The organism is Streptomyces sp. NPDC001604, from assembly GCF_042893475.1.
Classification (GTDB): domain Bacteria; phylum Actinomycetota; class Actinomycetes; order Streptomycetales; family Streptomycetaceae; genus Streptomyces.
In genome coordinates this window covers 22,960-45,755 of the sequence record NZ_JBIAUY010000005.1, presented here as the reverse complement: position 1 = coordinate 45,755, position 22,796 = coordinate 22,960, and the positions used below count along the sequence as shown (strand labels likewise).

The 22,796-nt window shown below is 70.2% G+C and carries 21 protein-coding genes and 2 tRNA genes; 17 read left to right on the top strand and 6 right to left on the bottom strand.

Features of this window, described 5'->3' with window-relative positions:
* The first annotated feature begins 4 nt into the window (after positions 1-4).
* From ACFY1E_RS16160 to ACFY1E_RS16140, 5 genes are all read left to right on the top strand, one after another.
* Positions 5-2,200 carry an ATP-dependent DNA helicase UvrD2 gene (locus ACFY1E_RS16160; protein WP_389076126.1) on the top strand — a complete coding sequence of 732 codons (2,196 nt, stop codon included), beginning with the start codon at positions 5-7 and terminating at the stop codon, positions 2,198-2,200.
* A gap of 166 nt (positions 2,201-2,366) precedes the next feature.
* Positions 2,367-2,690, top strand: coding sequence for a hypothetical protein (locus ACFY1E_RS16155; RefSeq protein WP_389076123.1), 324 nt, complete (start codon positions 2,367-2,369; stop codon positions 2,688-2,690).
* Between the two features lie 175 nt (positions 2,691-2,865).
* The gene (locus ACFY1E_RS16150; protein ID WP_010984500.1) at positions 2,866-3,234 is read left to right on the top strand and encodes a WhiB family transcriptional regulator; all 369 of its coding nucleotides are present in this window, start codon (positions 2,866-2,868) and stop codon (positions 3,232-3,234) included.
* Positions 3,231-3,554, top strand: a complete 324-nt coding sequence (locus ACFY1E_RS16145; protein ID WP_389076121.1) for a hypothetical protein — start codon at positions 3,231-3,233, stop codon at positions 3,552-3,554. Before ACFY1E_RS16150 ends, ACFY1E_RS16145 begins: the two co-directional genes overlap by 4 nt.
* Before the next feature lie 135 nt (positions 3,555-3,689).
* Positions 3,690-3,899 (top strand): hypothetical protein, encoded by a 210-nt coding sequence (locus ACFY1E_RS16140; RefSeq protein WP_389076120.1) that lies wholly within the window; start codon positions 3,690-3,692, stop codon positions 3,897-3,899.
* A gap of 178 nt (positions 3,900-4,077) precedes the next feature.
* Here ACFY1E_RS16140 and ACFY1E_RS16135 read toward each other — a convergent pair whose 3' ends face one another.
* Entirely contained in the window at positions 4,078-5,442 is a 1,365-nt protein-coding gene (locus tag ACFY1E_RS16135) for an ABC1 kinase family protein (protein WP_389076118.1), read from the bottom strand.
* Complete coding sequence (locus ACFY1E_RS16130; RefSeq protein WP_389076116.1) at positions 5,435-6,667, bottom strand: TOMM precursor leader peptide-binding protein; 1,233 nt, start codon at positions 6,665-6,667, stop codon at positions 5,435-5,437. The genes ACFY1E_RS16135 and ACFY1E_RS16130 overlap by 8 nt, the downstream gene beginning before the upstream one ends.
* Positions 6,668-6,921: 254 nt before the next feature.
* On the opposite strand from ACFY1E_RS16130, the gene ACFY1E_RS16125 reads away from it, so the two are divergent.
* The 4 genes from ACFY1E_RS16125 to ACFY1E_RS16110 all read left to right on the top strand — a co-directional run bounded on the left by ACFY1E_RS16125 (position 6,922) and on the right by ACFY1E_RS16110 (position 10,751).
* Positions 6,922-7,518, top strand: a complete 597-nt coding sequence (locus ACFY1E_RS16125; RefSeq protein ID WP_389076114.1) for a M48 family metallopeptidase — start codon at positions 6,922-6,924, stop codon at positions 7,516-7,518.
* A gap of 117 nt (positions 7,519-7,635) precedes the next feature.
* Positions 7,636-9,285 carry a TerD family protein gene (locus tag ACFY1E_RS16120; protein WP_389076112.1) on the top strand — a complete coding sequence of 550 codons (1,650 nt, stop codon included), beginning with the start codon at positions 7,636-7,638 and terminating at the stop codon, positions 9,283-9,285.
* Positions 9,286-9,296: 11 nt separating this feature from the next.
* Positions 9,297-9,977, top strand: a complete 681-nt coding sequence (locus tag ACFY1E_RS16115; protein WP_030929135.1) for an AIM24 family protein — start codon at positions 9,297-9,299, stop codon at positions 9,975-9,977.
* Between the two features lie 18 nt (positions 9,978-9,995).
* The gene (locus tag ACFY1E_RS16110) at positions 9,996-10,751 is read left to right on the top strand and encodes an AIM24 family protein (protein ID WP_389076110.1); all 756 of its coding nucleotides are present in this window, start codon (positions 9,996-9,998) and stop codon (positions 10,749-10,751) included.
* 81 nt (positions 10,752-10,832) lie between these two features.
* On the opposite strand, the gene ACFY1E_RS16105 is transcribed toward ACFY1E_RS16110, so the two are convergent.
* Both ACFY1E_RS16105 and ACFY1E_RS16100 read right to left on the bottom strand, forming a co-directional pair.
* Positions 10,833-11,354 carry an NUDIX hydrolase gene (locus ACFY1E_RS16105; RefSeq protein WP_389076107.1) on the bottom strand — a complete coding sequence of 174 codons (522 nt, stop codon included), beginning with the start codon at positions 11,352-11,354 and terminating at the stop codon, positions 10,833-10,835.
* Complete coding sequence (locus ACFY1E_RS16100; RefSeq protein ID WP_389076105.1) at positions 11,351-12,805, bottom strand: zinc-dependent metalloprotease; 1,455 nt, start codon at positions 12,803-12,805, stop codon at positions 11,351-11,353. Before ACFY1E_RS16100 ends, ACFY1E_RS16105 begins: the two co-directional genes overlap by 4 nt.
* A gap of 193 nt (positions 12,806-12,998) precedes the next feature.
* Between ACFY1E_RS16100 and ACFY1E_RS16095 the strand changes: the two genes are divergently transcribed.
* From ACFY1E_RS16095 to ACFY1E_RS16080, 4 genes are all read left to right on the top strand, one after another.
* Entirely contained in the window at positions 12,999-14,111 is a 1,113-nt protein-coding gene (locus ACFY1E_RS16095) for an SDR family oxidoreductase (protein ID WP_389076102.1), read from the top strand.
* Between the two features lie 94 nt (positions 14,112-14,205).
* Complete coding sequence (locus tag ACFY1E_RS16090; protein ID WP_389076100.1) at positions 14,206-14,664, top strand: molybdenum cofactor biosynthesis protein MoaE; 459 nt, start codon at positions 14,206-14,208, stop codon at positions 14,662-14,664.
* 229 nt (positions 14,665-14,893) lie between these two features.
* Positions 14,894-15,025, top strand: a complete 132-nt coding sequence (locus ACFY1E_RS16085) for a hypothetical protein (protein ID WP_389076984.1) — start codon at positions 14,894-14,896, stop codon at positions 15,023-15,025.
* A 58-nt stretch (positions 15,026-15,083) separates the two neighbouring features.
* Positions 15,084-16,178 carry a PDZ domain-containing protein gene (locus ACFY1E_RS16080; protein WP_389076097.1) on the top strand — a complete coding sequence of 365 codons (1,095 nt, stop codon included), beginning with the start codon at positions 15,084-15,086 and terminating at the stop codon, positions 16,176-16,178.
* 19 nt (positions 16,179-16,197) lie between these two features.
* Here ACFY1E_RS16080 and ACFY1E_RS16075 read toward each other — a convergent pair whose 3' ends face one another.
* The gene (locus ACFY1E_RS16075; protein ID WP_389076095.1) at positions 16,198-16,740 is read right to left on the bottom strand and encodes a PPA1309 family protein; all 543 of its coding nucleotides are present in this window, start codon (positions 16,738-16,740) and stop codon (positions 16,198-16,200) included.
* 166 nt (positions 16,741-16,906) lie between these two features.
* On the opposite strand from ACFY1E_RS16075, the gene ACFY1E_RS16070 reads away from it, so the two are divergent.
* The 4 genes from ACFY1E_RS16070 (at position 16,907) to ACFY1E_RS16055 (ending at position 22,219) form a co-directional block, all read left to right on the top strand.
* The gene (locus ACFY1E_RS16070; protein ID WP_389076932.1) at positions 16,907-19,843 is read left to right on the top strand and encodes a UPF0182 family protein; all 2,937 of its coding nucleotides are present in this window, start codon (positions 16,907-16,909) and stop codon (positions 19,841-19,843) included.
* A gap of 41 nt (positions 19,844-19,884) precedes the next feature.
* A tRNA-Met gene (locus ACFY1E_RS16065) sits at positions 19,885-19,958 on the top strand.
* A gap of 204 nt (positions 19,959-20,162) precedes the next feature.
* Entirely contained in the window at positions 20,163-21,974 is a 1,812-nt protein-coding gene (locus ACFY1E_RS16060) for a sel1 repeat family protein (RefSeq protein ID WP_389076093.1), read from the top strand.
* A 171-nt stretch (positions 21,975-22,145) separates the two neighbouring features.
* Positions 22,146-22,219 (top strand) — tRNA-Met (locus ACFY1E_RS16055).
* Between the two features lie 82 nt (positions 22,220-22,301).
* Here ACFY1E_RS16055 and ACFY1E_RS16050 read toward each other — a convergent pair.
* Positions 22,302-22,718 (bottom strand): Fur family transcriptional regulator, encoded by a 417-nt coding sequence (locus ACFY1E_RS16050; protein ID WP_115906041.1) that lies wholly within the window; start codon positions 22,716-22,718, stop codon positions 22,302-22,304.
* Positions 22,719-22,796 lie beyond the last annotated feature (78 nt).

Genomic DNA, 22,796 nt, shown 5'->3' with positions numbered 1-22,796 from the left:
CCATGTGACAGCAGCAACGCACTCCACGCTCTTCCCGCAGGTACCGGACACACCTGATGCCGTGCTCGAAGGGCTCGACCCCGAACAGCGCGAGGTGGCCACCGCCCTGCGCGGACCGGTGTGCGTCCTGGCCGGCGCCGGAACCGGCAAGACCCGGGCGATCACCCACCGCATCGCCTACGGAGTCCGCGCCGGAATCCTCCAGCCCTCCAGCGTCCTCGCCGTCACCTTCACCAACCGCGCCGCCGGCGAGATGCGCGGCCGACTGCGCCACCTCGGCGCCACCGGAGTCCAGGCCCGCACCTTCCACTCGGCCGCCCTGCGTCAGCTCCAGTACTTCTGGCCGAAAGCAGTCGGCGGCTCCATGCCCCGGCTCGTCGACCGCAAGATCCAACTCGTCGCCGACGCGGCCGCCGCCTGCCGCATCCGCCTCGACCGCGGCGAACTGCGCGACGTCACCGCCGAAATCGAATGGTCCAAGGTCACCCAGACCGTCCCCGCCGACTACGCCCCCGCCGCCGCCAAGGCCGGCCGCGACACCCCCCGAGACCCGGCCGAGATCGCCCAGCTCTACTCCGTCTACGAAGACCTCAAACGGGACCGCTCCGTCATCGACTTCGAGGACGTCCTGCTGCTCACCGTCGCCATCCTCCAGGACCGGCACGACATCGCCGACCAGGTCCGCTCCCAGTACCAGCACTTCGTCGTCGACGAGTACCAGGACGTCAGCCCCCTCCAACAGCGCCTCCTCGAACTGTGGCTCGGCGACCGGGACAACCTCTGCGTCGTCGGCGACGCCAGCCAGACGATCTACTCGTTCACCGGAGCGACCCCCGACCACCTCCTCGACTTCCGCACCCGCCACCCCGGAGCCACCGTCGTCAAGCTCGTCCGCGACTACCGCTCCACCCCCCAGGTCGTCCATCTCGCCAACGGCCTCCTCGCCCAGGCCCGAGGCCGCGCAGCCGACCACCGCCTCGAACTGATCTCACAACGCGACCCGGGCCCCGAACCCAGCTACACCGAGTACACCGACGAACCCGCCGAAGCCGAGGGCGCCGCCCGCCGCATCCGCGAACTCATGGACGCCGGCGTCCCCGCCAGCGAAATCGCCATCCTGTTCCGGACGAACTCCCAGTCCGAGACCTACGAACAAGCCCTCGCCGACGCCGGAATCCCCTACCAGCTGCGCGGCGCCGAGCGGTTCTTCGACCGCCCCGAGGTACGCAAGGCAGGCGTCGCCCTGCGCGGCGCGGCACGCTTCGGCGGCAACGACTCCCTCCTCGACGACGCCGTGGACCTGCCCTCCCAGGTACGCGCCGTGCTCTCCGGAGAAGGCTGGACCCCCCAGCCCCCAGCAGGCTCCGGCGCGGTCCGAGAGCGCTGGGATTCCCTCACCGCAATCGTGAACCTCGCGCACGACTTCGCCGCCGCCAAACCCGCCGCAACCCTCGGCGACCTCGTCGCCGAACTCGACGAACGCGCGGGCGCCCAGCACGCCCCCACCGTCCAGGGCGTCACCCTGGCCTCCCTGCACTCCGCCAAGGGCCTCGAATGGGACGTCGTCTTCCTGGTCGGCGTCGCCGAGGGCATGATGCCGATCACCTACGCCAGGACCGACGAGCAGATCGAGGAGGAACGCCGCCTCCTCTACGTCGGCGTCACCCGGGCCAGGGAGCGCCTCCACGTCTCCTGGTCACTGTCCCGCTCACCCGGCGGGCGCCCCAACCGCCGCCCCAGCCGCTTCCTGGACGGCCTGCGACCGGGTTCCACCGCCACCGTCGGCCGCACCGCCGCGAGCGGCGCAGGGGGAGTCGAGCGCGGCTTCACCAGCAGACCGGACGCCGTACCCCGGCGCACCCAGCGCACCCCGGCCCGCTGCCGGGTCTGCGGGCGCACGCTCACCGACGCCGGCGAGATGAAACTGATGCGCTGCGAGGACTGCCCCACCGACATGGACGAGGGCCTCTACGAGCGACTGCGCGAGTGGCGGGCGGACCAGGCGCAGCGCAGCGGACAACCCGCCTTCTGCATCTTCACCGACAAGACACTGATGGCCATCGCCGAGGCCGCCCCCGACGAGGAGGGCGAACTGGCCCGGATCCCCGGAGTCGGCGTACGCAAGCTCAACCGCTACGGTGCCGATGTCCTGGCCCTCTGCGCAGGTCGCGAACCCGGAGAACAGGACGAAGAGGACTGATTCAAACTCGTCGAAAAAATAGTTTGCGCATGCCCCAGCAATCCCCATAGGTTCTTATCCACGGGGACGGAGGCCTTCTCGGAGGCCCCGATTCCGTGTTCTACTTGCATATCCGTCGGACTGGTTCACCCCCAGTCCCCCGAGACGCCGAGAGGAGGCGATTGAAGTGATCAGCATCAGCACCAGCTCCATCAGCACCGCCAAACTGACCGATCGCTCGGTCGTCTCCACGTGCATGCTCGGCGTCTCGAACCAGGGCACCGGTCTGTCCGGCATTTCTGCCGGTCGGCTGGCGTCCGCCCCCGTTTCTCTCGCGGGTCTTCCCATCCGTGAGCGCAATGAGCGACCGACCAAGGCACTGGAAGCAGTAGTGGCACAGGCGCAGGCCTATGCCTTTACCGCGGTCGGTGCCGGAAACCGGAAGCAGACGACGCAGCACCACCTGATGTGGGCCTTCCGTGGGCCAGAACCCTGGAGTGATCCAGCCTGATCGCCGATCAGGCCGGCGCCTTCAGGGCCGCGGAACCCCATCCGGGATCCGCGGCCCTTCTGTTTTCCCCGAACGGGGACGACGGAGCGAAGGGGCCTCGGGACAAGAGCTGAACCCGGTACCAGCCGCCACCCGGTCCAACAGGACCGGAACGACCAGACGAGGAAGACGAACCGTGCAACTCGAAGCGCACGCCCCGTCCGTACCGCCTTCCGAAACGATCCCCCCGCCCGGCCTCACGGAGGACTCCACCTTGATCCCGCTCACTGCGCTCACCGCGCTCGACGACGCCATCGAGAACCTCGGCGTACCCGTCCCCTGCCGCTCCTACGACCCGGAGGTCTTCTTCGCCGAGTCGCCGGCCGACGTCGAGTACGCCAAGTCCCTCTGCCGCACCTGCCCGCTGATCGAGGCCTGCCTCGCCGGCGCCAAGGAGCGGCGTGAGCCCTGGGGTGTCTGGGGTGGCGAGCTGTTCGTCCAGGGTGTCGTCGTCGCCCGGAAGCGGCCGCGTGGCCGCCCGCGCAAGAACCCGGTCACAGCATGAACATCACCGGAACCATCGACCGCCCCCTCACGAACGACCCCAAGAAGCAGGCCCCGATGAAGCCGTCCACCAACGAGCCCGCCGGCTCCGCGATCGAAGATTTCACCACCACAGGCGCGACGGGCTCGCGTCAGAACAGGACCCGAGAGATGCAACTCCTCCAAGAAGCCCTGGCTCGTGCGCATATGCACGACCAACTGCACGAGGCCGAGCGGGAACGCCGGGCAGTGCGCCTGGCGAGCGCCCGCCGGATGCAGCGCCGGGCCGAGCGCGCCTCGATGCGCGCCCGCCGCGCGCTCGCCATGGCGGTCATGCAGTAACCGATCACACCTGAAGCGGTGGCCTCCCGACCCCGGGAGGCAGTAGCTCCCCGCGGGGGCCGGTCCGTCCGAACGGACCGGCCCCCGCGGTGCGTTGTGCCCGCGATCCACCCACCGCGGCGTTATCGTCACCGGGTGACGAGTCTTCCCGGAGGCAGTGACGACTCAGGCTCCCCCGTGGAGCCCCCACCCCTGGTGTGCGGCCGCTGCGGCGCCCGGGCGGGGAGTCCGCAGCCCACCTGGACCTGCTCCGTGGAAAACGGCGCCCGCCAGTATTTCTGCGACGGCTGCTCGCGGGAGAACCTCAGGGCGATCGAGGGGCGGCTGGACTCCGCCTGGTGGTGAGACGTCCGGTGAGACGTCCCTCTGGGGGCCTCCCCCCGCCTCCCCGCCCCCCCACCCCGCCCCCCACCCCTCCGAAACGCAGCCCCGAAGCGCGCAGCGAGGCCACACAGCCCCCCGCCCACCAGCCCGCAGCCTCGGCCGCGGCAGCCCCCAGTAGGGGCCGGCCCCGCAGCCCAGATCAAGCCTCCGCGGCCGGCTCCTCCTCAGGGGCTTCCTCCGCGAAGCCCGGCAGCCACTCCTCCAACTCCTCGCGCAGTCGCACCGTCGAGCCCAGCTGGCACAGCACGCCGATTGTGCTCAAGGTCACCCGGTGTATCAGGAGGTACGCCGGCGGCAGGTTCAGCTGCTTGCCCAGCTGGTAGGCGGGGGAGCGGGGATCGGCGACGCGGGCCGCCTGGCTGCGCATCCAGCCGCGGGTGAAGGTGAACTCGTCGACCCGGGCCGGTTCGATGATCGGCAGGAGGTAGTCGAGGACGGCGCTCGGGTCCAGCTCGATGGATTCCTTGACGAAGCCCTCCGCGCAGAGGAGTTCGTAGACGGCCTCCGCCTCGCCGTCGATGGTCATGCGCAGGGAGTCGCCGATGGGGGTCGGCAGGCCGCCCGGGAGGCGGTCGACCGTGCCGAAGTCCAGTACGCCCAGACGCCAGTCGTCCTCGCCGCCGGGGCCGCCGGGCAGCAGCCGGAAGTTGCCAGGGTGCGGGTCGGCATGGAGCAGACCGGTGCGGGCCGGGCCCGAGAAGAGGAAGCGGGCCAGGAGCTGACCGGCCCTGTCGCGCTGTTCCCGGGTGCCGCGCGAGATGATCTCCGAGAGGGGGATTCCGTCGATCCACTCGGTGATCAGGACCTGGTCGCACTGGTGGACCACGCCCGGCACCACCACGTCCGGGTCGTCCGTGAACTCCTCGGCGTGCGCCTGCTGGGCCTGGGCCTCCAGACCGTAGTCCAGCTCCTCCGAGACACGGTCCTTGAGCTCCGCGATCAGAGGCTTGATGTCCATGCCGGGGATCAGCGGGCCCAGTAGACGGGCAAAACGGCTCAACTGGTTCAGGTCCGACAGGAGGGCCTCGCCGGCACCCGGGTACTGCACCTTGACCGCCACCTCGCGGCCGTCGTGCCACACCCCGCGGTGGACCTGTCCGATCGAGGCCGCGGCGGCGGGCTTGTCCTCGAACTCGAGGAAGAGGTCGGGCCAGCCCTCGCCGAGCCGCTCATCCAGCACACGGTGCACGGTGCTGGTCGGCATCGGCGGCGCAGCCTCCTGCAGCTTCGTCAGCGCCGCACGGTAGGGACCCGCGACCTCCTCGGGCAGTGCCGACTCGAAGACCGACAGGGCCTGGCCGAACTTCATGGCGCCGCCCTTGAGCTCACCGAGCACCTTGAAGAGCTGCTCCGCCGTGCGCTGTTGCAGCTCGCGGCCGACGATCTCCGCGGACTCCCCGACGATCCGCTTGCCCAGTCCCCAGGTCGCCCGTCCGGCGAAGCCGAGCGGGAGCGCGGCGAGCTTGGCGGTCCGGGTGACCGCCTTGCGGGGAAGATCAGACATGCGCCCTCCAAGTCCCTGCCGGCCGCGCCGCCTGTGCCGTACGGCTGAGCTCCTTCGGCGACCGTTGCCCCCTCATTGTCTCGTGTGACTCCTCGTCCTCGGAGGTGTGTTCTCCCTTACCTTTGTCCGTGGCCCCGCAGGGGCATGCCGGATGTGCCCAGACCGGTCGTGCATGCCAGGTCAGAGTGGGGAGGGACACCTCCCAGCGTGCTCCGGCGCTCGTCGGGACCCGGCCGTCCAGGAAGGCGAGCGCGTGTGCGGCCGCCAGCCCGGCCACCGTCGTGGCCAGCGCAAGGTCGCAGGGCCGGGCCTGGCGGGGTGTGCCGGAGCGCCATTGCGCGACCAGCCGGGGCCAGGCCGGATCCCGATCGGTGCGGCCCTCGTGCAGACAGCCCGCGCAGCCCGTCTCACCGGGCAGGACGAGGGGTCCGACGACGCCGGTCGCCTCCACGACCCCGGCGTACAGATGCGGCGTACCCGAGGCGATGAGGGGTTCGGCGGTGGACGGGGCGGGGGCGTGGACGGCGACGTCGTCGCGTGGGGCGAGGATCACCAGGGAGAAGCCGGGCTCGCCGTCCGGGGGCGGGGCCGTGCCCGCGCGGGGTGGCGGGCGGTCGGGGGCGGACCGGCGTACGGCCTGCCGGGCGGCTTCGTCCCTGCGGTCGCCGATGGACTCGGCGGGCAGGCCGCCCGGCGCCACATCGCCGGCCTCGACCTTGCCGACGTCCCGCACATCGACCTCCCCGACGCCGGCGCCCGCGAGCAGTGAGGCCAGCATCGAGCCCACCCGGCCTGCACCCCGTACCTGGACCCGCAGTGAGCGGCGCGCGGCCAGGCGGCTGATGGCCTCGCCCGGTTCGGTGGTGGTCAGGGACAGTGCGGCGAGGTCCGGGCGCAGCCGGGCGAGGACGTCCTTCTTGGCGCGCAGTGCGTCGGCGGCCGGCCCGCCGCCCTTTGCGTCGTCGAGGAGGCCGGCGCGTGCCAGCCGCTCCACCAGTCTGTCGACGTGACCGTCGGGCAGGTCCATACGGCGTCCCTCCTCCCGTAGGAGGGGCAGTCCGCGGGTGCCGTTGAGCAGGTCGAGGAAGCTGCCTGTTGCCGTGTCCACCGGTCCCAGTGTCAGTGCGTGCGCCGGTGCCATTCCGAACTGCACGGTGTTGAGATCGCGCCAGCCGCGCCTGAGCGCCGGCTTCACGATCGGCGCGAGCGGAACCATCGCATCCATGACAGGCCCCCGTAAGCCCTCGTAGAACATCCCTGTCCGCCGGTGGAGCTCGGTCGGCGGGCGGTCGGTGGTCGGTCGACGGTCCGTCGTGGCTGTGCCGGCGGGAACCAGCATGCCCGGACGGGCGGACAGGTGCCGAAAGTTGTCCACAGGCGGTGGATATTTGTCGTATAAATCAAACGCTTGGTGGCGGATCGAGACGGAACCGTCCAGGAGTCGGGACTTCCCCCGTGTGCAGCGGGTAACGTCGGGGCGTGCCCGCCGACCCACTGCACCGCGCCGGAATGCCACAGCGCAGCAAGACGAGCCAGCCGCCGAGCGGCTCGGGGGCGAGCGCGATCGAGGTCCGCAGGAGCTCCCGTCGACGCAGGACGGTCTCCGCGTACCGCGAGGGCGATCGCACCGTCGTGCTCATTCCTGCCCGGATGTCCGAGGCGGAGGAGCAGCGCTGGGTGACGGTCATGCTCGACAAGCTGGCCGCCCAGGAGAGCAAACGGGTCCTCGGTGACGACGAGCTTGCCGAACGAGCCGAACGGCTGTCGGTCCAGTACTTCGACGGCCGCGCGCGGCCCACCTCGGTGCGCTGGGTCACCAACCAGAACACGCGCTGGGGCTCGTGCACCCCGGCAGAGGGCAGTATCCGTCTGTCGCACCGGCTGCAGGGCATGCCGGAGTACGTCGTCGACTACGTCCTCCTCCACGAGCTCGCGCATCTGCTGGTGCCGGGGCACGGTCCCCGCTTCTGGCGGCTCCTCGAGGCGTATCCGCGCACGGAACGGGCCCGCGGTTACCTCGAAGGTGTGGTCGCCGCGGAACGGTTGCCGCATCTGCCGGGGGCTCGCGGGGAGTGACGGCCACTGTGGGGCGGTGGTTGTGTACCGGGTCTGTACCGACTTCATCCGGTGTCCGAGTTAGCCGTTAACCTGGCGCGACGCACTCGCATTCGGGATGGGGGACGGTCGTTACGCATGGCCAGGGAATTCCAACGCGGCCACAAGGCCAGGATCAGTGACCTCACCGCGGGCACCGATCTGTACGTAGGCGTGCAGATCAGCGGCCCCGGGCTGACCTTCGACATCAGCTGCTTCGGTCTTGACGCCGACGAACGGCTCTCGGACGACCGCTACTTCGTCTTCTTCAACCAGCCGAAGTCCCCCGAGGAGTCCATTCAGCTGCTGGGTGCCCAGGCGGGTGACACGGAGTCCTTCCGGGTCACGCTCGACCGCATCCCGGCGCAGATCCAGAAGCTGTCGTTCACGGCGACGATCGACGGCGCCGGGCAGATGTCGCAGATCGCCCCCGGATACCTCCGTATTGTCGCGGGCGGCGAGGAAGTGGCCCGGTACGCCTTCAACGGCTCGGAGTTCTCCACCGAACGGGCCGTCATGCTGGGCGACTTCTACCTCAAGGACGTGTGGCGGTTCGCGGCCGTCGGGCAGGGCTTCGACGGTGGCCTGGAGGCGCTGCTGAAGAACTTCGGCGGCGAGGTCATGGAGGAGGAGGCCCCTGCGGCGCCTGCTCCGCAGCAGCCCCAGACCGGAGCCGCTCCCGCCTTCGCCCCGCCCGCGTTCGGTGCCCCGGCCGCCCCGGCACCCGTGCCGGCCCCCGCACCGACGCCGGCCCCGCAGGGCTTCGCCCCGCCCCCGGCACCGACGCCGCCCCCGGCGCCCGCACCCGCGCCGAATGTGCACGCGGCGCCCACCATCGTCGCGCCCATGTCCCCGCCCGGCGGCGGCCAGGTGCACCCGCCGGCCCCGGCGCCCGCGCCCTACGGCCAGCCGCCCCAGCAGCCGTACGGCCAGAGTGCACCGCCGCCACCCGGCTACGCCCAGCCCCCGGTTCCGCAGGCCCCGCACGCCCCGGGCCCGCCGCCCGGCTACGGCCAGCAGCCCCCGTTCGGGCAGGTCCCGGGGCAGTCGGCGCCCTACGGCGCGCCTCAGGGCGCCCCCCAGGGCGGTGCCGGGGTGGCCGCGGCGCTGCAGATGTTCAAGGAGACGCCCACCGGGCAGCGCTGGACGCAGCAGAACAGCAAGCTGATCCGTGTCGACCTCGGCATGGGCGGCCAGCCCGTGCTCGCCCGGCAGGGCAGCATGGTGCTCTACCAGGGCAAGGTCGACTTCGGCTACAAGGGCGCCGGCTTCGCGGGCCGGATCGTGGGCAACGCGACCGGCCAGGAGATGCAGTTGATGCGCTGCACCGGCCAGGGCCAGGTGTTCCTCGCCGAGAACGCCACCTATCTGCACCCCATCGAGCTACAGGGCGACGCGATCTGCGTCTCCGCCGAGAGCGTCCTCGCCTTCGACGAGGGCCTCCAGTACGAGGTCCGCCGCATCGAGGGACACGGCATCCCCGGCGGCGCACTGTTCACGATGCAGTTCCAGGGCACCGGCACGCTCGTCGTCAAGACGCACGGCACGCCCGTGGTGCTGCCGGTCACGCCGACCACGTTCGCCGACGCCAACGCCGTGGTGGCCTGGTCGGCCGCCTCCCAGGTGATCGTCTCCAGCCAGGTCCGCATGCGCCGCAACGCCTACCCGGGCGACACCGGCGAGAGCGTCAACCTGCAGTTCCGGGGCGCGCCCGGCAACTTCATCGTAGTCCAGCCGTACGAGGTCTGAGGGAGCCCGTCATGAACCAGCCACTCGCGGGCTACGCCCCCGCACCCGTCACCGCCCGCATGGAGAACCACGGCGACCACATGCTGAAGGTCGCCATGCAGACCGGAAACGACATCCTCGCGCGCGTGGGCTCGATGATCGCCTACGAGGGCTTCATCCAGTACGAGCCCAACCCGCCGGCCGTGCGCCAGATCGCCCGTGACTGGATCACCGGCGAGGGCGCGCCCCTGATGAAGTGCTCCGGTGACGGACTGCTCTACCTCGCCGACTACGGCGCGAACGTCGTCGTGATCAACCTCAACGGCGACGGGATCTCCGTCAACGCCACCAACCTGCTCGCCTTCGACGCCCACCTCACCTGGGGAGTCGAGCGGGTCAAGGGACTGGCGAAGTTCGCCGGGCAGGGCCTGTGGAACACCAAGATCTCCGGGCAGGGCTGGGTCGCGCTGACCTCCCGGGGCAAGCCGATCGTCGTCGACTGCGGCGGCGGTGAGGACGAGACGTACGTCGACCCGGACGCGCTCGTCGCCTGGTCCCCGAACCTCAAGGTGAAGGGCAAGCGCAGCTTCAAGGCGCAGTCGCTGATCGGCCGCGGCAGCGGCGAGGCCTACCAGATGGCCTTCTCCGGTCAGGGCATCGTCGTCGTCCAGCCCAGCGAGGACAGCACCGACCGCCTGCGGTTCCGGGGCTGAGGGGGAGCCAGAGACACCATGCAGAGTCCGCTTTTCGCCTTCAACGACTCGCAGTCCCAGGAGCGCTACAGCCTGCAGAACAAGCAGATGCTGCGCGTCACCCTGGAGGGCCACGACGACATCCTGGCCCGCAAGGGCACCATGGTCGCCTACCAGGGGCTCGTCGAGTTCGACGCCGAGTACCAGAGCAACAACCAGCGACGCACGCGTGCGCACACCGGCGAGGGCCTCAGCCTGATGCGCTGCCACGGGCAGGGCACGGTCTACTTCGCCAACCTCGCCCAGCACATCCATGTGGTGGACGTGGAACAGGACGGCCTGACCGTGGACAGCAGCTACGTCCTCGCGATGGACTCCTCGCTGCACCACGAGGTCATCGCCGTGGACAGCCTCTACGGCATCTCCGGCTCGGGGAAGTACCAGCTCAACATCACCGGCCGCGGCAAGGTCGCCCTGATGACCTCGGGTGCGCCGCTGATGATGCAGGTCACGCCCGACAAGTACGTCAACTGCGACGCCGACGCGATCGTCGCCTGGTCGACCGGGCTGCGCGTCCAGATGCAGGCCCAGACGCACTCCTCGGGCGTATGGCGGCGCCGCGGCAACACCGGTGAGGGCTGGGAGCTCAGCTTCATGGGCAGCGGCTACGCGCTGGTCCAGCCCAGCGAGCTGCTGCCGCCGCAGAACGCCCAGATCGGATCGGGCCTCGCCGCGCAGTACGGCATGGGGCAGCACGGGGCGCGGGCCCAGAACCAGGGCAACGTCTGGAGCTGACGTCCGGTCAGCCAACGTAAGGGGCGCCCGCAGGTGCAGGCGCCCCTTACACATTGCCGAGAGCCGCAGGCTCCCCGAGGCTCACAGCCTGGCGCGGGTCGCTTCCAGCAGCCGTACGACCGACTCGTCGGCCACGTCCGCCACCTCGGCATAGGCGAACCAGCGCAGGTCGAGGGACTCGTCGCTGATCTCGTGGACCGCCCCGGGCGGCGCCAGGACGGCGTACTGGACGTCGAAGTGCCAGTGGCAGGGCGCCGGGATGGGATGCCGGTCCAGCCGCACCGGGCCGCCCGGAAGCAGTGTCAGTCCCGCGATCCCGGACTCCTCGGTCGCTTCGCGCAGTGCCGCGGCCTCCAGGGTGGGGTCGCCCGGCTCGCAGTGGCCGCCCATCTGGAGCCACATCCGCAGCTTCCTGTGCAGAGTGAGCAGGACCCGCTCACGCGAGGCATCGATCACCAGGGCGCTCGCCGTGACGTGGCCCGCGTGGCAGGCCTTCCACATGCCGTCCGGATGGGCCGCCAAGTGGTCCAGATACGCCTGGCGCAGCTCTTCCTGGCCCTCGTACCCCTTCAGGACGAGGACCGCGTCGTCGTACAGGCTCACTCGGTGTCGTCGCCCTTGTCGTCGTCCTGAGGAGCGTCGTCCTTCTTCAGGTTCGGCTTGTCCGCGGAGCCGCCGCCCGCCGCCTCGCCGAGCATCTTGTCCAGCTCGGAGAAGTCCAGCTGCTCGCGGTGCACGAAGCCGTCCGGGTCGTCCAGGTCGGAGGCCGTCGGCAGCATGTCCGGGTGCGACCACAGGGCGTCCCGGCCGTCCACTCCGCGCGCGTCCGTGAGCGAGGCCCACAGGCGGGAGGCGTCACGCAGGCGGCGCGGGCGCAGCTCCAGGCCGATCAGCGTGGCGAACGTCTGCTCCGCCGGGCCGCCCGTCGCACGGCGGCGGCGCAGCGTCTCGCGCAACGCGTCCGCGGACGACAGACGCGGCTTCGCCGCCGCATGCACCACCGCGTCGACCCAGCCCTCGACGAGCGCCAGGGCCGTCTCCAGACGGGCCAGGGCCGCCTTCTGCTCCGGGGAGTCCTCCGGCTGGAACATGCCCTGCTGCAGGGCGTCCTGCAGCTGCTCCGGATTCTGTGGGTCGAACTGGCCGACCACGTCCTCCAGCTTGGCCGTGTCGACCTTGATCCCGCGCGCATACCCGTCGACCGCGCCGAACAGGTGCGAGCGCAGCCACGGCACATGCGCGAACAGGCGCTGGTGGGCGGCCTCGCGCAGGGCGAGATACAGCCGCACCTCCTCCTTCGGCACGCCCAGGTCCTTGCCGAACGCCTCGACGTTCACCGGCAGCAACGCGGCCTTGCCGGCCGGGCCGAGCGGCAGGCCGATGTCGGTGGAACCGACGACCTCGCCCGCGAGCACCCCGACGGCCTGCCCGATCTGCGTGCCGAACATCGCGCCACCCATGGAGCGCATCATGCCGATCAGCGGGCCCGCCATGGCCTGCATCTCCTCCGGCAGGACATCGCCCATCGCGGCGCCGACCCGCTCGGCGACCGGGTCGACGAGCTCCTGCCACGCGGGCAGCGTCGCCTCGACCCACTCCGCGCGGGACCACGCCACCGCGGAGCCGGCACCGGACGGCAGCGACGTCGCGTCGTCCAGCCACAGGTCGGCCAGGCGGACGGCCTCCTCGACCGCGGTGCGCTCGGCGGCGCCGACACTCGCGTCCTTGGTGCCGTCAGGGGTGCCCTGGGAGACCGTCTGGCGGGCGATCTGCTTGGCCATCTCCCAGTTCACCGGGCCGCCCTCGTACGAGAGCATCTGGCCCAGCTGCTGGAAGGCGGCGCCCAGGTCGGTGGGGTTCAGCGAACCGAACATGGCAGCGAGCGGATTGTCCGCACCGGGGCCGCCGAAGCCTCCGGCCCCCGGCAGCCCGCCGAAACCGAACGGGTTGGCCGGTCCCTGACCACCACCGCTCTGCTGGTCCTTCTTCTTGCCCTCGTCGCCGTCTTCCGGCTCCTCCGGCGGAAGGCCGAATCCGAATGGGGTGTCACTCACGGGATTCCTCGGCTGGTAAGGCCGCCGGGTTCTCTCCGACGGCACGGCTGCCCGATAACACCACCCAGCGTAGACACCATGGGCGGTTCGGGCCTCGGTGCTTCGCCGACTCTCGGCCTGCGGCAGGATGGATGCCACCTGGTACGGACGCGTCACTCGCGTTCTTACTGAAGACAACCGCTGGAGACGCCCGGTGAGTTCCCCAGATCCGCAGGTTCGCGCAGCGCGAAACGAGTCAACCAGTTCCGCCACGCGCGGGCCCGTCGTCGCGGTCACCGGCGCCGCCTCCGGCATCGGCGCCCTGCTCACCGAACGACTCGCCGCCTCCGACGAGATCAAGCAGGTCATCGCCATCGACGAGCGGCGCGGCGAGTGCGCGGGAGCGCAGTGGCACATCCTGGACGTACGGGATCCGGCCATCGCGGACAAGCTGCGGGGCGCCGACGTGGTGGTGCACCTGGCGCTCGATCTGGATCTGGAGACCGATCCCGCCGCCCGCACGGCCTACAACGTGCGGGGGACGCAGACAGTGCTGACCGCGGCCGCCGCGGCCGGTGTCCACCGGGTCGTGCTGTGCACGTCCGCCATGGTGTACGGGGCGCTGCCGGACAACGAGCTGCCGCTGTCCGAGGACGCGGAGCTGCGGGCCACGGCCGAGGCCACCGGCGTCGGGGACCTCCTGGAGATCGAACGGCTCGCGCGGCGCGCGCCGCGCGCGCACCCGGGACTCAATGTCACCGTCGTACGGCCCGCGGTGCTCGTAGGAGGCACCGACACCGCGCTGACCAGGTACTTCGAGTCGCCCCGGCTGCTCGTGGTCGCCGGGTCGCGGCCCGCCTGGCAGTTCTGCCACGTCGAGGACCTGTGCAGCGCCCTGGAGTACGCCGTCCTGGAGAAGGTCGACGGGGAGCTCACGGTCGGCTGCGACGGGTGGCTGGAACAGGAGGAGGTCGAGGAGCTCAGCGGGATCCGGCGGATGGAACTGCCGTCGGCCGTCGCGCTGGGCGCGGCGGCCCGGCTGCACCGGATCGGCCTGACCCCCTCCCCGGCCGGGGACCTGGCGTACACGATGTACCCCTGGGTGGTCAGCGGGAGCCGGCTGCACGACGCGGGCTGGCGGCCGCAGTGGACCAACGAGGAAGTGCTGGCCGAGCTCCTGGAGGAGGTCTCCGGCAGGCACACCGTCGCCGGCCGGCGGCTGGGACGCAAGGACGCGACGGCGGCCGGAGCCGCGGGCGCGACGGTGGCGCTGCTGGGCGCGGCGGCCGTGGTGCGCAGGGCCCGGAAGGCCCGGCGCCGGATCTGAGAGCGAGCCTTGTAGGAGACTCCAAGACCGCACACGCGCGTGCCGGGTGAAACGTCTGTTCCGGGTTGTCAGTGGCGTGCGGCACGATGGAGGCATGGCACCCACCAACGACCATCCCGGCGAGCAGGCCGCGCAGGACCCCATCAAGCTGATCGCCGTCCGGGAGACCGCGCTCTCCCTGGACGAGGTCTTCCAGGCCGTCGGGGACGACGCCGCGGGCGGGACCGCGCTGTTCGTGGGGACCGTGCGGAACCACGACGGGGGATCCGATGTGGACCGGCTCGGCTATTCGTGCCACCCCAGCGCCGAGGCCGAGATGCGCCGGATCGCCGAGAAGGTCGTGGCCGGATACCCGGTGCGGGCCCTGGCCGCCGTTCACCGGGTCGGTGACCTGGCCGTCGGGGATCTCGCCGTGGTCGTCGCCGTTTCGTGTCCGCACCGGGGCGAGGCATTCGAGGCCTGCCGGAAGCTGATCGACGATCTCAAGCACGAGGTGCCGATCTGGAAGCACCAGACCTTCTCGGACGGAACAGAGGAATGGGTCGGCGCGTAGCGCCGTCGTTGAGGGGTGGTGGTCGGGCGACGGGAGGGCGGGTGGGGGCCTGCTGAGCGGGGTGGGGGCCTGCTGAGACCCCTGCGCCACGCCCGGGTTGCGTAACTGCACCCCTGGCGTCAGCGTTCTCAGTGTGACTGGTTAATCTGCTGATCAGTCAGTTCTTGCGGTCGCTCACTGGGGTCGGGAGGTCGGCATGGGGGCGCTCCTGTGGTTGTTGATTCCGCTCATGGCAGCGATCGGAGCCGGTCTGTGGGGTACCTGGGCCAACCGGACCCGCAAGGTCCGCGGCGACGGGCCCGAGCTCGACGGGTACGCCCGCTTCCGTGAGGCCATGGAGAAGCCGCACTCCCGTACGTGACATGACAACAGAGTGGGGCTGACGGTGCGCTGACAGGTCCTTCCCGTACTGTCTTGGCATGCCACGCCGCACCGCGACGATGCTCGCCTCCACCCTGATGCTGATCGCGCTCCTGTGCGCGGGGGTCTTCATTCCCGTGCCGTACTCGGAGATGTCCCCGGGACCCACGGTCAACACGCTCGGGAACCACGACGGCGAGCCGGTGCTGCAGATCTCCGGGCGCAAGACCTACCCGGCCGACGGCCACCTGAACATGACGACCGTGCGGGTCACCAGCGCCGACTACAAGATGAACCTCGTCGAGGCCGTCTACGGCTGGCTGGCCCATGACAGCAAGGTCGTGCCGCACGACACGCTCTACCCGGACGGCAAGACCGAACAGCAGTCCACCCAGGAGAACGCCGAGGAGTTCAGCCAGTCCCAGGAGAGCGCCAAGGTCGCAGCGCTGAAGGAACTCGGCATCCCGGTGAACAGCTGGGTGATCGTCTCGACCGTGGTCAAGGGCTCCCCGGCGCAGGGCCGGCTGCACGCCGGAGACGTGATCAAGGCCGTCGACGGTACGGCCGTGAAGCAGCCCTCCGACGTCGCCAGGCTCGTGACCAAGCACCAGCCGGGCCAGAAGGTCGACTTCACGATCGTGCCCGCCAAGGAGCAGGCCGCCGCCGAGAAGAAGAACACGACGGCGACCACGACCCGCGACGTCACGATCACGACCACCACCTCCGACGACAGCGGCAAGAAGCGCGCCATCGTCGGGATCTCCGCGGGGACCGATCACACCTTCCCGTTCACCATCGACATCAAGCTCGCCGACGTCGGCGGTCCGAGTGCCGGTCTGATGTTCGCGCTCGGCATCTACGACAAGCTCACTCCGGGCGACCTGACCGGCGGCAGGTTCGTGGCCGGCACCGGCACGATCGACGACAGCGGCAAGGTCGGCCCGATCGGCGGCATCGAGATGAAGACGGTCGGCGCACGCGACAAGGGCGCCCAGTACTTCCTGACGCCGGCCGACAACTGCAAGGCCGCCGCCAAGGACACCCCGAGCGGGCTCACCCTGGTCAAGGTGAACACCATCGAGGACGCCCTCGGCGCGCTGAAGGACATCCGCACCGGAAAGACGTCCGACCTGCCCAAGTGCACGACCAAGTAGTCCGAAGGGCTGCGGCGGCCTACTCCTCGAAGGTCGCGGCCAGTGCCTGTGCCAGGCCCGGCACCAGGTCGGAGCCCGTGAGGACCTCCGTCGGGGTGTCCTTCTCGCGCAGCCGCAGCGCCGAGTCACGGGCGCCGTCGCGCAGCACCGCCACCGTCATCCGGACCTCCTGACGGTCAGGGTGCCGGGCCACCCACTTCGCCAGCCCCGCCTCGTCCAGCCCTTCGGGGACCTGGGACTCGGCGGACGGCGGCAGCATCAGCCGCTCCACGGTGAGCGCGCAGCCGGCCACCGCGTCGGGCCAGGCGATCGTGGCGAGGAACTCGTCCAGCGGCTTGCCGGCCGGGATCTCGTCCTGCTCGACCGGGGTGAGCCCGGTGGTGTCGGGTTCGTCCGCAAGGCCCAGCTGGGCCGCGAGCGCGGGCTCCTGGGACCGCAGCCGAGCGGTGTCTACGAGGGCGAAGAGGCGGGCGGGCTGGTCCCAGCCGAGGCCGGAGGCGTACTCGTCGATCTCGAGTACGGCCCGGGTGAGCGGGCTCGCTGCCATGGGAGTGTTGGACATGGTCACAATCCTGCCTCGTTCATGGCCGGAATCGGGAACCGAGTAAACGGTGAGTAAGTTGCATAGGTGTGGGCCCGCGATCACGGGGGGCCACGGCGGGGCTCACGAACACGCGGGGGCCTGACGAACCGACAGCGACTTCGAGGTGCGCACCTTGGCTTTCCAGATGCCGGACCGCGGCGGAGGCCCGACGGGGCCACGGATCAGAGTGGGCCGCCCGTCCCGGCGAGTCCGGACCCTGCTGATGACACTGGGCGTCCTTGCCGTCCTCGGCATGGCGTTCACCATGTTCGCGGGCTTCTGGACGGACTGGCTCTGGTACCGCTCCGTGAAGTACTCGTCCGTCTTCACCACCACCCTGTGGACCAAGATCGGACTGTTCTTCGTCTTCGGTCTGCTGATGGCCCTCGCGGTCGGCTTCAACATCTGGCTGGCCCACCGGCTGCGGCCGCCGCTGAGCGCCATGTCCATGGAGCAGCAGAGCCTGGACCGCTACCGGATGGGCATCGCCCCGTACAAGACCTGGCTGCTGCTCGGGATCACCGCCCTGGTCGGACTGATCGCCGGCGCCTCGGCTTCGAGCCAGTGGCGCACCTGGCTGATGTGGGTCAACGGCGTGCCCTTCCACCAGAAGGACCCGCAGTTCCACCTCGACGTCTCCTTCTACGCCTTCGACCTGCCCTGGTACCGCTTCCTGCTCGGCTTCGGCTTCGCCGCCGCGATCCTCTCCCTGATCGCCGCCGCGCTCACGCACTACCTGTACGGCGGCCTCAGGATCACCTCCCCGGGCGCGCGCGCCACCGCCGCCGCGACCGGCCACCTCTCGGTGCTGCTCGGCATCTTCGTCGCGCTGAAGGCCGTCGCGTACTGGCTCGACCGGTACGGCCTCGCGGTCAAGTCCAGCGACTTCAAGGCGACGGACAACTGGACGGGCCTCAGGTACGTCGACGCGAACGCCTATCTGCCGGCCAAGACGATCCTGTTCTGCATCGCCGTCATCTGCGCGCTGCTGTTCTTCGCCACCCTGTGGCGCCGCACCTGGCAGCTGCCCGTGATCGGCTTCGGCCTGATGGTGCTCTCGGCGATCCTCATCGGCGGGCTCTACCCCGCGATCGTCCAGAAGTTCCAGGTCCAGCCGAACGAGCAGGCCAAGGAAGCGCCGTACGTACAGAAGAACCTCAAGGCGACACGTGAGGCGTACGGCATCGACGACACCAAGGTGACCGATTACTCGGGGACGAGCACCACCAAGGACAAGACCAAGCTGCGCGACGGAGTCGACGACGCGGCGAGCATCCGCATCCTGGACCCGAACATCGTCTCGCCGACCTTCCAGCAGCTCCAACAGATCAGGAACTACTACGCGTTCCCGAACAATCTGGACGTCGACCGCTACAGCAAGGACGGCAAGGAGCAGGACACCGTCATCGGTCTGCGCGAGCTGAACCTCAACGGCATTCCGAAGAACAACTGGATCAACGACCACTTCCGCTACACCCACGGCTACGGCGTGGTCGCCGCCAAGGGCACCGAGGTCCAGGACGGCCAGCCCGTCTTCACCGAGTCCGACCTGCCGTCCACGGGTGACCTCGGGAAGTACAAGCAGCAGATCTACTACGGCGAGAAGACCACCACCTACTCGATCGTCGGCGGTCCCCAGCAGGAGATCGACTACTCCGACGACAGCGGCGAGAAGACCACCAGCTACAAGGGCAACAGCGGCGTCAACCTCGCCAACCCGATCAACCGGGCCGCCTACGCGGTCGCGTTCAACGAGCCGCAGATCCTCTACTCCGGGGCGATCGGCAAGGGTTCGCGGATCCTGTACAACCGCACCCCCAAGGAGCGCGTCGAGGCGGTGGCGCCCTGGCTGACCATCGACGGCGACGCCTATCCGGCGGTGGTGCACGGCCGTATCCAGTGGATCGTCGACGCCTATACGACGACCAACGGCTATCCGTACGCCTCCCGGACGACCCTCGGCGACACCACCGCCGACTCGCTCACCGCGACCAACACCAACCGCGCGGTGGTGGCCCAGCAGAACCAGGTCAACTACATCCGCAACTCGGTGAAGGCGACCGTCGACGCGTACACCGGCGAGGTCAAGCTCTACCAGTGGGACACCGCCGACCCCGTCCTGAAGACGTGGATGAAGGCGTTCCCGGGCACGGTGAAGCCGAAGCAGGACATCTCGCACGAGCTGCAGGCCCACTTCCGTTACCCGCAGGACCTGTTCAAGGTCCAGCGCGAGCTGCTCAGCCGCTACCACGTCACGGACGCGCAGACCTTCCTCACCGGCAGCGAGGTGTGGCAGGTGCCGGACGACCCGACCAACAAGTCGGGCAACGCGGTGCCGCCGTACTACCTGAGCATGAAGATGCCCGGCCAGACCTCGCAGGCGTTCTCGCTGACGACGACCTTCACGCCGAACGGACGGGACAACCTCAGTGCGTTCATGGCGGTCGACGCCGATGCGAGCACCAGTGACTACGGCAAGATCAGAATCCTGAAACTGCCGACGAGCACGACCGTCGACGGACCCAAACAGGTACAGAGCAAGTTCAACTCCGAACAGAACATCGCCGCGGCGATCAAGCTCCTCAAGGGCGGCGACTCCGACATCGAGTACGGCAACCTGCTGACGGTGCCGCTCGACGGAGGACTGCTCTACGTGGAGCCGGTCTACGTACGCGGTGGTGGACTCAAGTACCCCCTGCTGCGCAAGGTGTTGGTGACCTACGGAGGCAACACCGCCTTCGAGGACACCCTGGGCCAGGCCCTCGACAAGGTCTTCGGCGCGGAGAGTTCGACCACACCGCCCTCGGACACGGGGACGAATCCGCCGCCGACGGCCGGCAACCCGACGGTCCAACAGGCCCTGAACGACGCCCAGAAGGCCTTCGACGCCGGCCAGGAAGCCCTCAAGAAGGGCGACTGGCAGGCGTACGGCCAGGCCCAGAAGGACCTCCAGGACGCCCTCAAACGGGCCGAGGACGCACAGTCCAAGGCCGGCAGGGCGAGTGGCGGCGGCAGCAAGAGCAGCAGCAGTCCCGGTCCGAGCGGCAGTCCGAGCCCGAGCGGCAGCTCGGACAGCGGCTGATCATGTCCACCCCGCGTCGTGGTACGGTTGCCACACAACGACGCGGGGTGGAGCAGCTCGGTAGCTCGCTGGGCTCATAACCCAGAGGTCGCAGGTTCAAATCCTGTCCCCGCTACTGCAGTCGAAGGCCCGGATCCTCAAGGATCCGGGCCTTTGTGATGTGCGAACGCATGTGCCGGTCAGGGGGATCGTCATGCCGCCTCCGGGAGTTGGGGGAACTGTGTTTGACTTGTCTCTCTGTGGGCATGTCGACAAAACGCTGAAGTGACCTCACTGGCTGCGGTATACCAGGTGTACCCGGGTTGCAGGTGGTGCGACGATGGACGTTATGGGGGACAAGGCAACTCTGTTCGAGACAGGGCGATTTGTGCAGCCTTCCGAACCGGGCGAAGCCGGGGAGGTGGCTGAGGAGGCCGTCGAGGAAGTTCGTCAGCGGCTCGCCGCCGAGGCCGGCGACGTCGAGGCGATGAGTGTCCTCGGGGCCATGCTGCTGCGCCGTGGTGATCTCGACGGAGCCGAGCCCCATCTGCGTGCCGCCACCGCCGCGGGCGACCGTGCCGCCGCCAACAACCTGGGGGTCCTTCTCCATCAGCGCGGATACGCCGACGACGCCGCCGGCTGGTGGCGGATCGCCGCCGTCGCCGGGTCCGCGGCCGCCGCACACGCGCTCGGGCGTCATCACCGCGAGCGCGGGGACGAGCCCGCCGCCGAGTACTGGCTGCGGCAGTCCGCCGAACAGGGGCACGCCCTGGGCGCCTACGCGCTCGCCGACCTGCTGGAGCACCGCGGGGACGCCGGAGCCGAGGACTGGATGCGGGCTGCGGCGGAGCGCGGGCACCGGGAGGCGGCGTACCGCCTGGCACGTGCACTCGACCGCAAAGCGGCCCGCCAGGGCGAGGACGGGGCCGACAACGGTGTCGAACTGCTGGCTCAGGCCGAGCAGTTCTACCGTCAGGCCGCCGCGCGCGGACACCGGCGGGCCGCGCTGCACCTCGGTGCGATCCTGGAGAAACGCGGGGAGCTCAAGGAGGCCGGGCGCTGGTATCTGACCTCCGCCAAGGACGGCGAGGCGCGCGCCGCCTGCGCGCTCGGGTTCCTGCTGCGGGACGCCGGCGACACCGAGAGCGCCGCCGTGTGGTGGCTCAGGGCCGCCCAGGACGGGGACGGCAACGCCGCGAACGCGCTGGGCGCCCTGCATGCCGAGCGCGGCGAGACGCAGACCGCCGAGCGCTGGTACCGGGCCGCGATGGACGCCGGTGACGACAACGGCGCCTACAACCTCGGGCTGCTCTGCGCCGAGCAGGGGCGGACCGCACAGGCCGAGCAGTGGTACCGCCGGGCCGCGTACGCCGGACACCGGGAGGCGGCGAACGCCCTGGCGATCCTGCTGCTGCAGGGCGGCGACACGACCGGCGCCGAGCCGTGGTTCTCCAAGGCCGCGGAGGCCGGGAGCGTGGACGCCGCGTTCAACCTGGGGATCCTGCACGCGGGGCGGGCCGAGGACGACGTCGCGCTGCTCTGGTACGAGCGTGCCGCGGCCGCCGGGCACACCGAGGCGGCGCTGCAGGTCGGCATGGCGCGGCTGCGGGACGGGGACGAGCGGGCGGCGGAGCGGCATCTGCGCTGTGCGGCAGGAGGCGGCAGTGCGGAGGCCGCGTACCGGCTGGCGACCGTCCTGGACGCCCGGCGCCCGCCTGCGCCCGCGCATGAGCTCGGGGAGTCCGTGCACGAGAAGACCGAGTGCGAGGAGTGGTACGAGCGAGCGGCTTCCCAGGGGCACCGGCGGGCGCAGGTACGGGTCGGGATGATGGCCGCCGCCCGCGGCGACGTGGTGGACGCGGCGCGCTGGTACCGCTTGGCCGCCGAGGCCGGGTCCCGCAACGGCGCCTTCAACCTCGGGCTGCTGCTGGCCCGCGAGGGGAGCGAGCCGGAGGCCGCCGTGTGGTGGACGCGGGCCGCCGACGCGGGGCACGGGCGGGCGGCGCTGCGGCTGGCCCTGGTCTACGCGCGTCGGGGTGAGCTGGCGGAGGGGCAGCGGTGGGCGGCCCGGGCGGTGTCCCTGGGGCCGGCGGAAGTGTCCGAGCGGGCGGCGCGGCTACGGGACGCGTTGCTGGAGGAGCTGTCGGCATAGCGGCCCCGGCGGTGGGGGTCGCTGTCGCTGCGTTTCGCTCGCCCGCGCTTGCGGGGTGCCGCTCTCTGTGGGACGGGTGCCGCCCCAGCGGCACGACTGCCCGCAGCTGCGTAGCCCGGGACAAGCGATTTGCGTCTGGTCGAGGGCTTCACGTAATGTTGCGTTCACCGACGCGGGGTGGAGCAGCTCGGTAGCTCGCTGGGCTCATAACCCAGAGGTCGCAGGTTCAAATCCTGTCCCCGCTACTGAAGGCCGAGGGCCGGAATCCAGTGAATGGATTCCGGCCCTCGGTGTTTTCCCCGCTCTTGGTGTTCGCGCCGCGGGTGGTTACGCCGCCGCGCAGTTCGGGCAGATGCCGCGGTAGGTGACCTCGACGTCCGAGACGGTGAAGCCGAAGCGCTCCGTGTCGGGGAGGTCGGCGAGCGGGTTGCCGCTCGGGTGGACGTCGCGGATCGCGCCGCACTGGGCGCAGACCAGGTGGTGGTGCGGCCGGTGCGCGTTCGGGTCGTACCGCTTGGCGCGCTTGTCGGTGGAGACCTCGAGCACCTCACCGAGGGAGACCAGCTCGCCCAGCGTGTTGTAGACGGTCGCGCGGGAGATCTCGGGCAGCTTGGCGACGGCCCGGGAGTGGACCTCGTCGGCGGTCAGATGCACATGCTCGCCGTCGAGAACCTCGGCCACGACGCGCCGCTGCGCGGTCATCCGCCATCCGCGTCCGCGCAGCCGTTCCAGAAGGTCGCTCATGAAATCCAGCCTAACAGCAGGGGGACCATTTTCCGAACAGGTGTGAGTTTGGATCGCTGCCGGAATTGGACTGAGTCC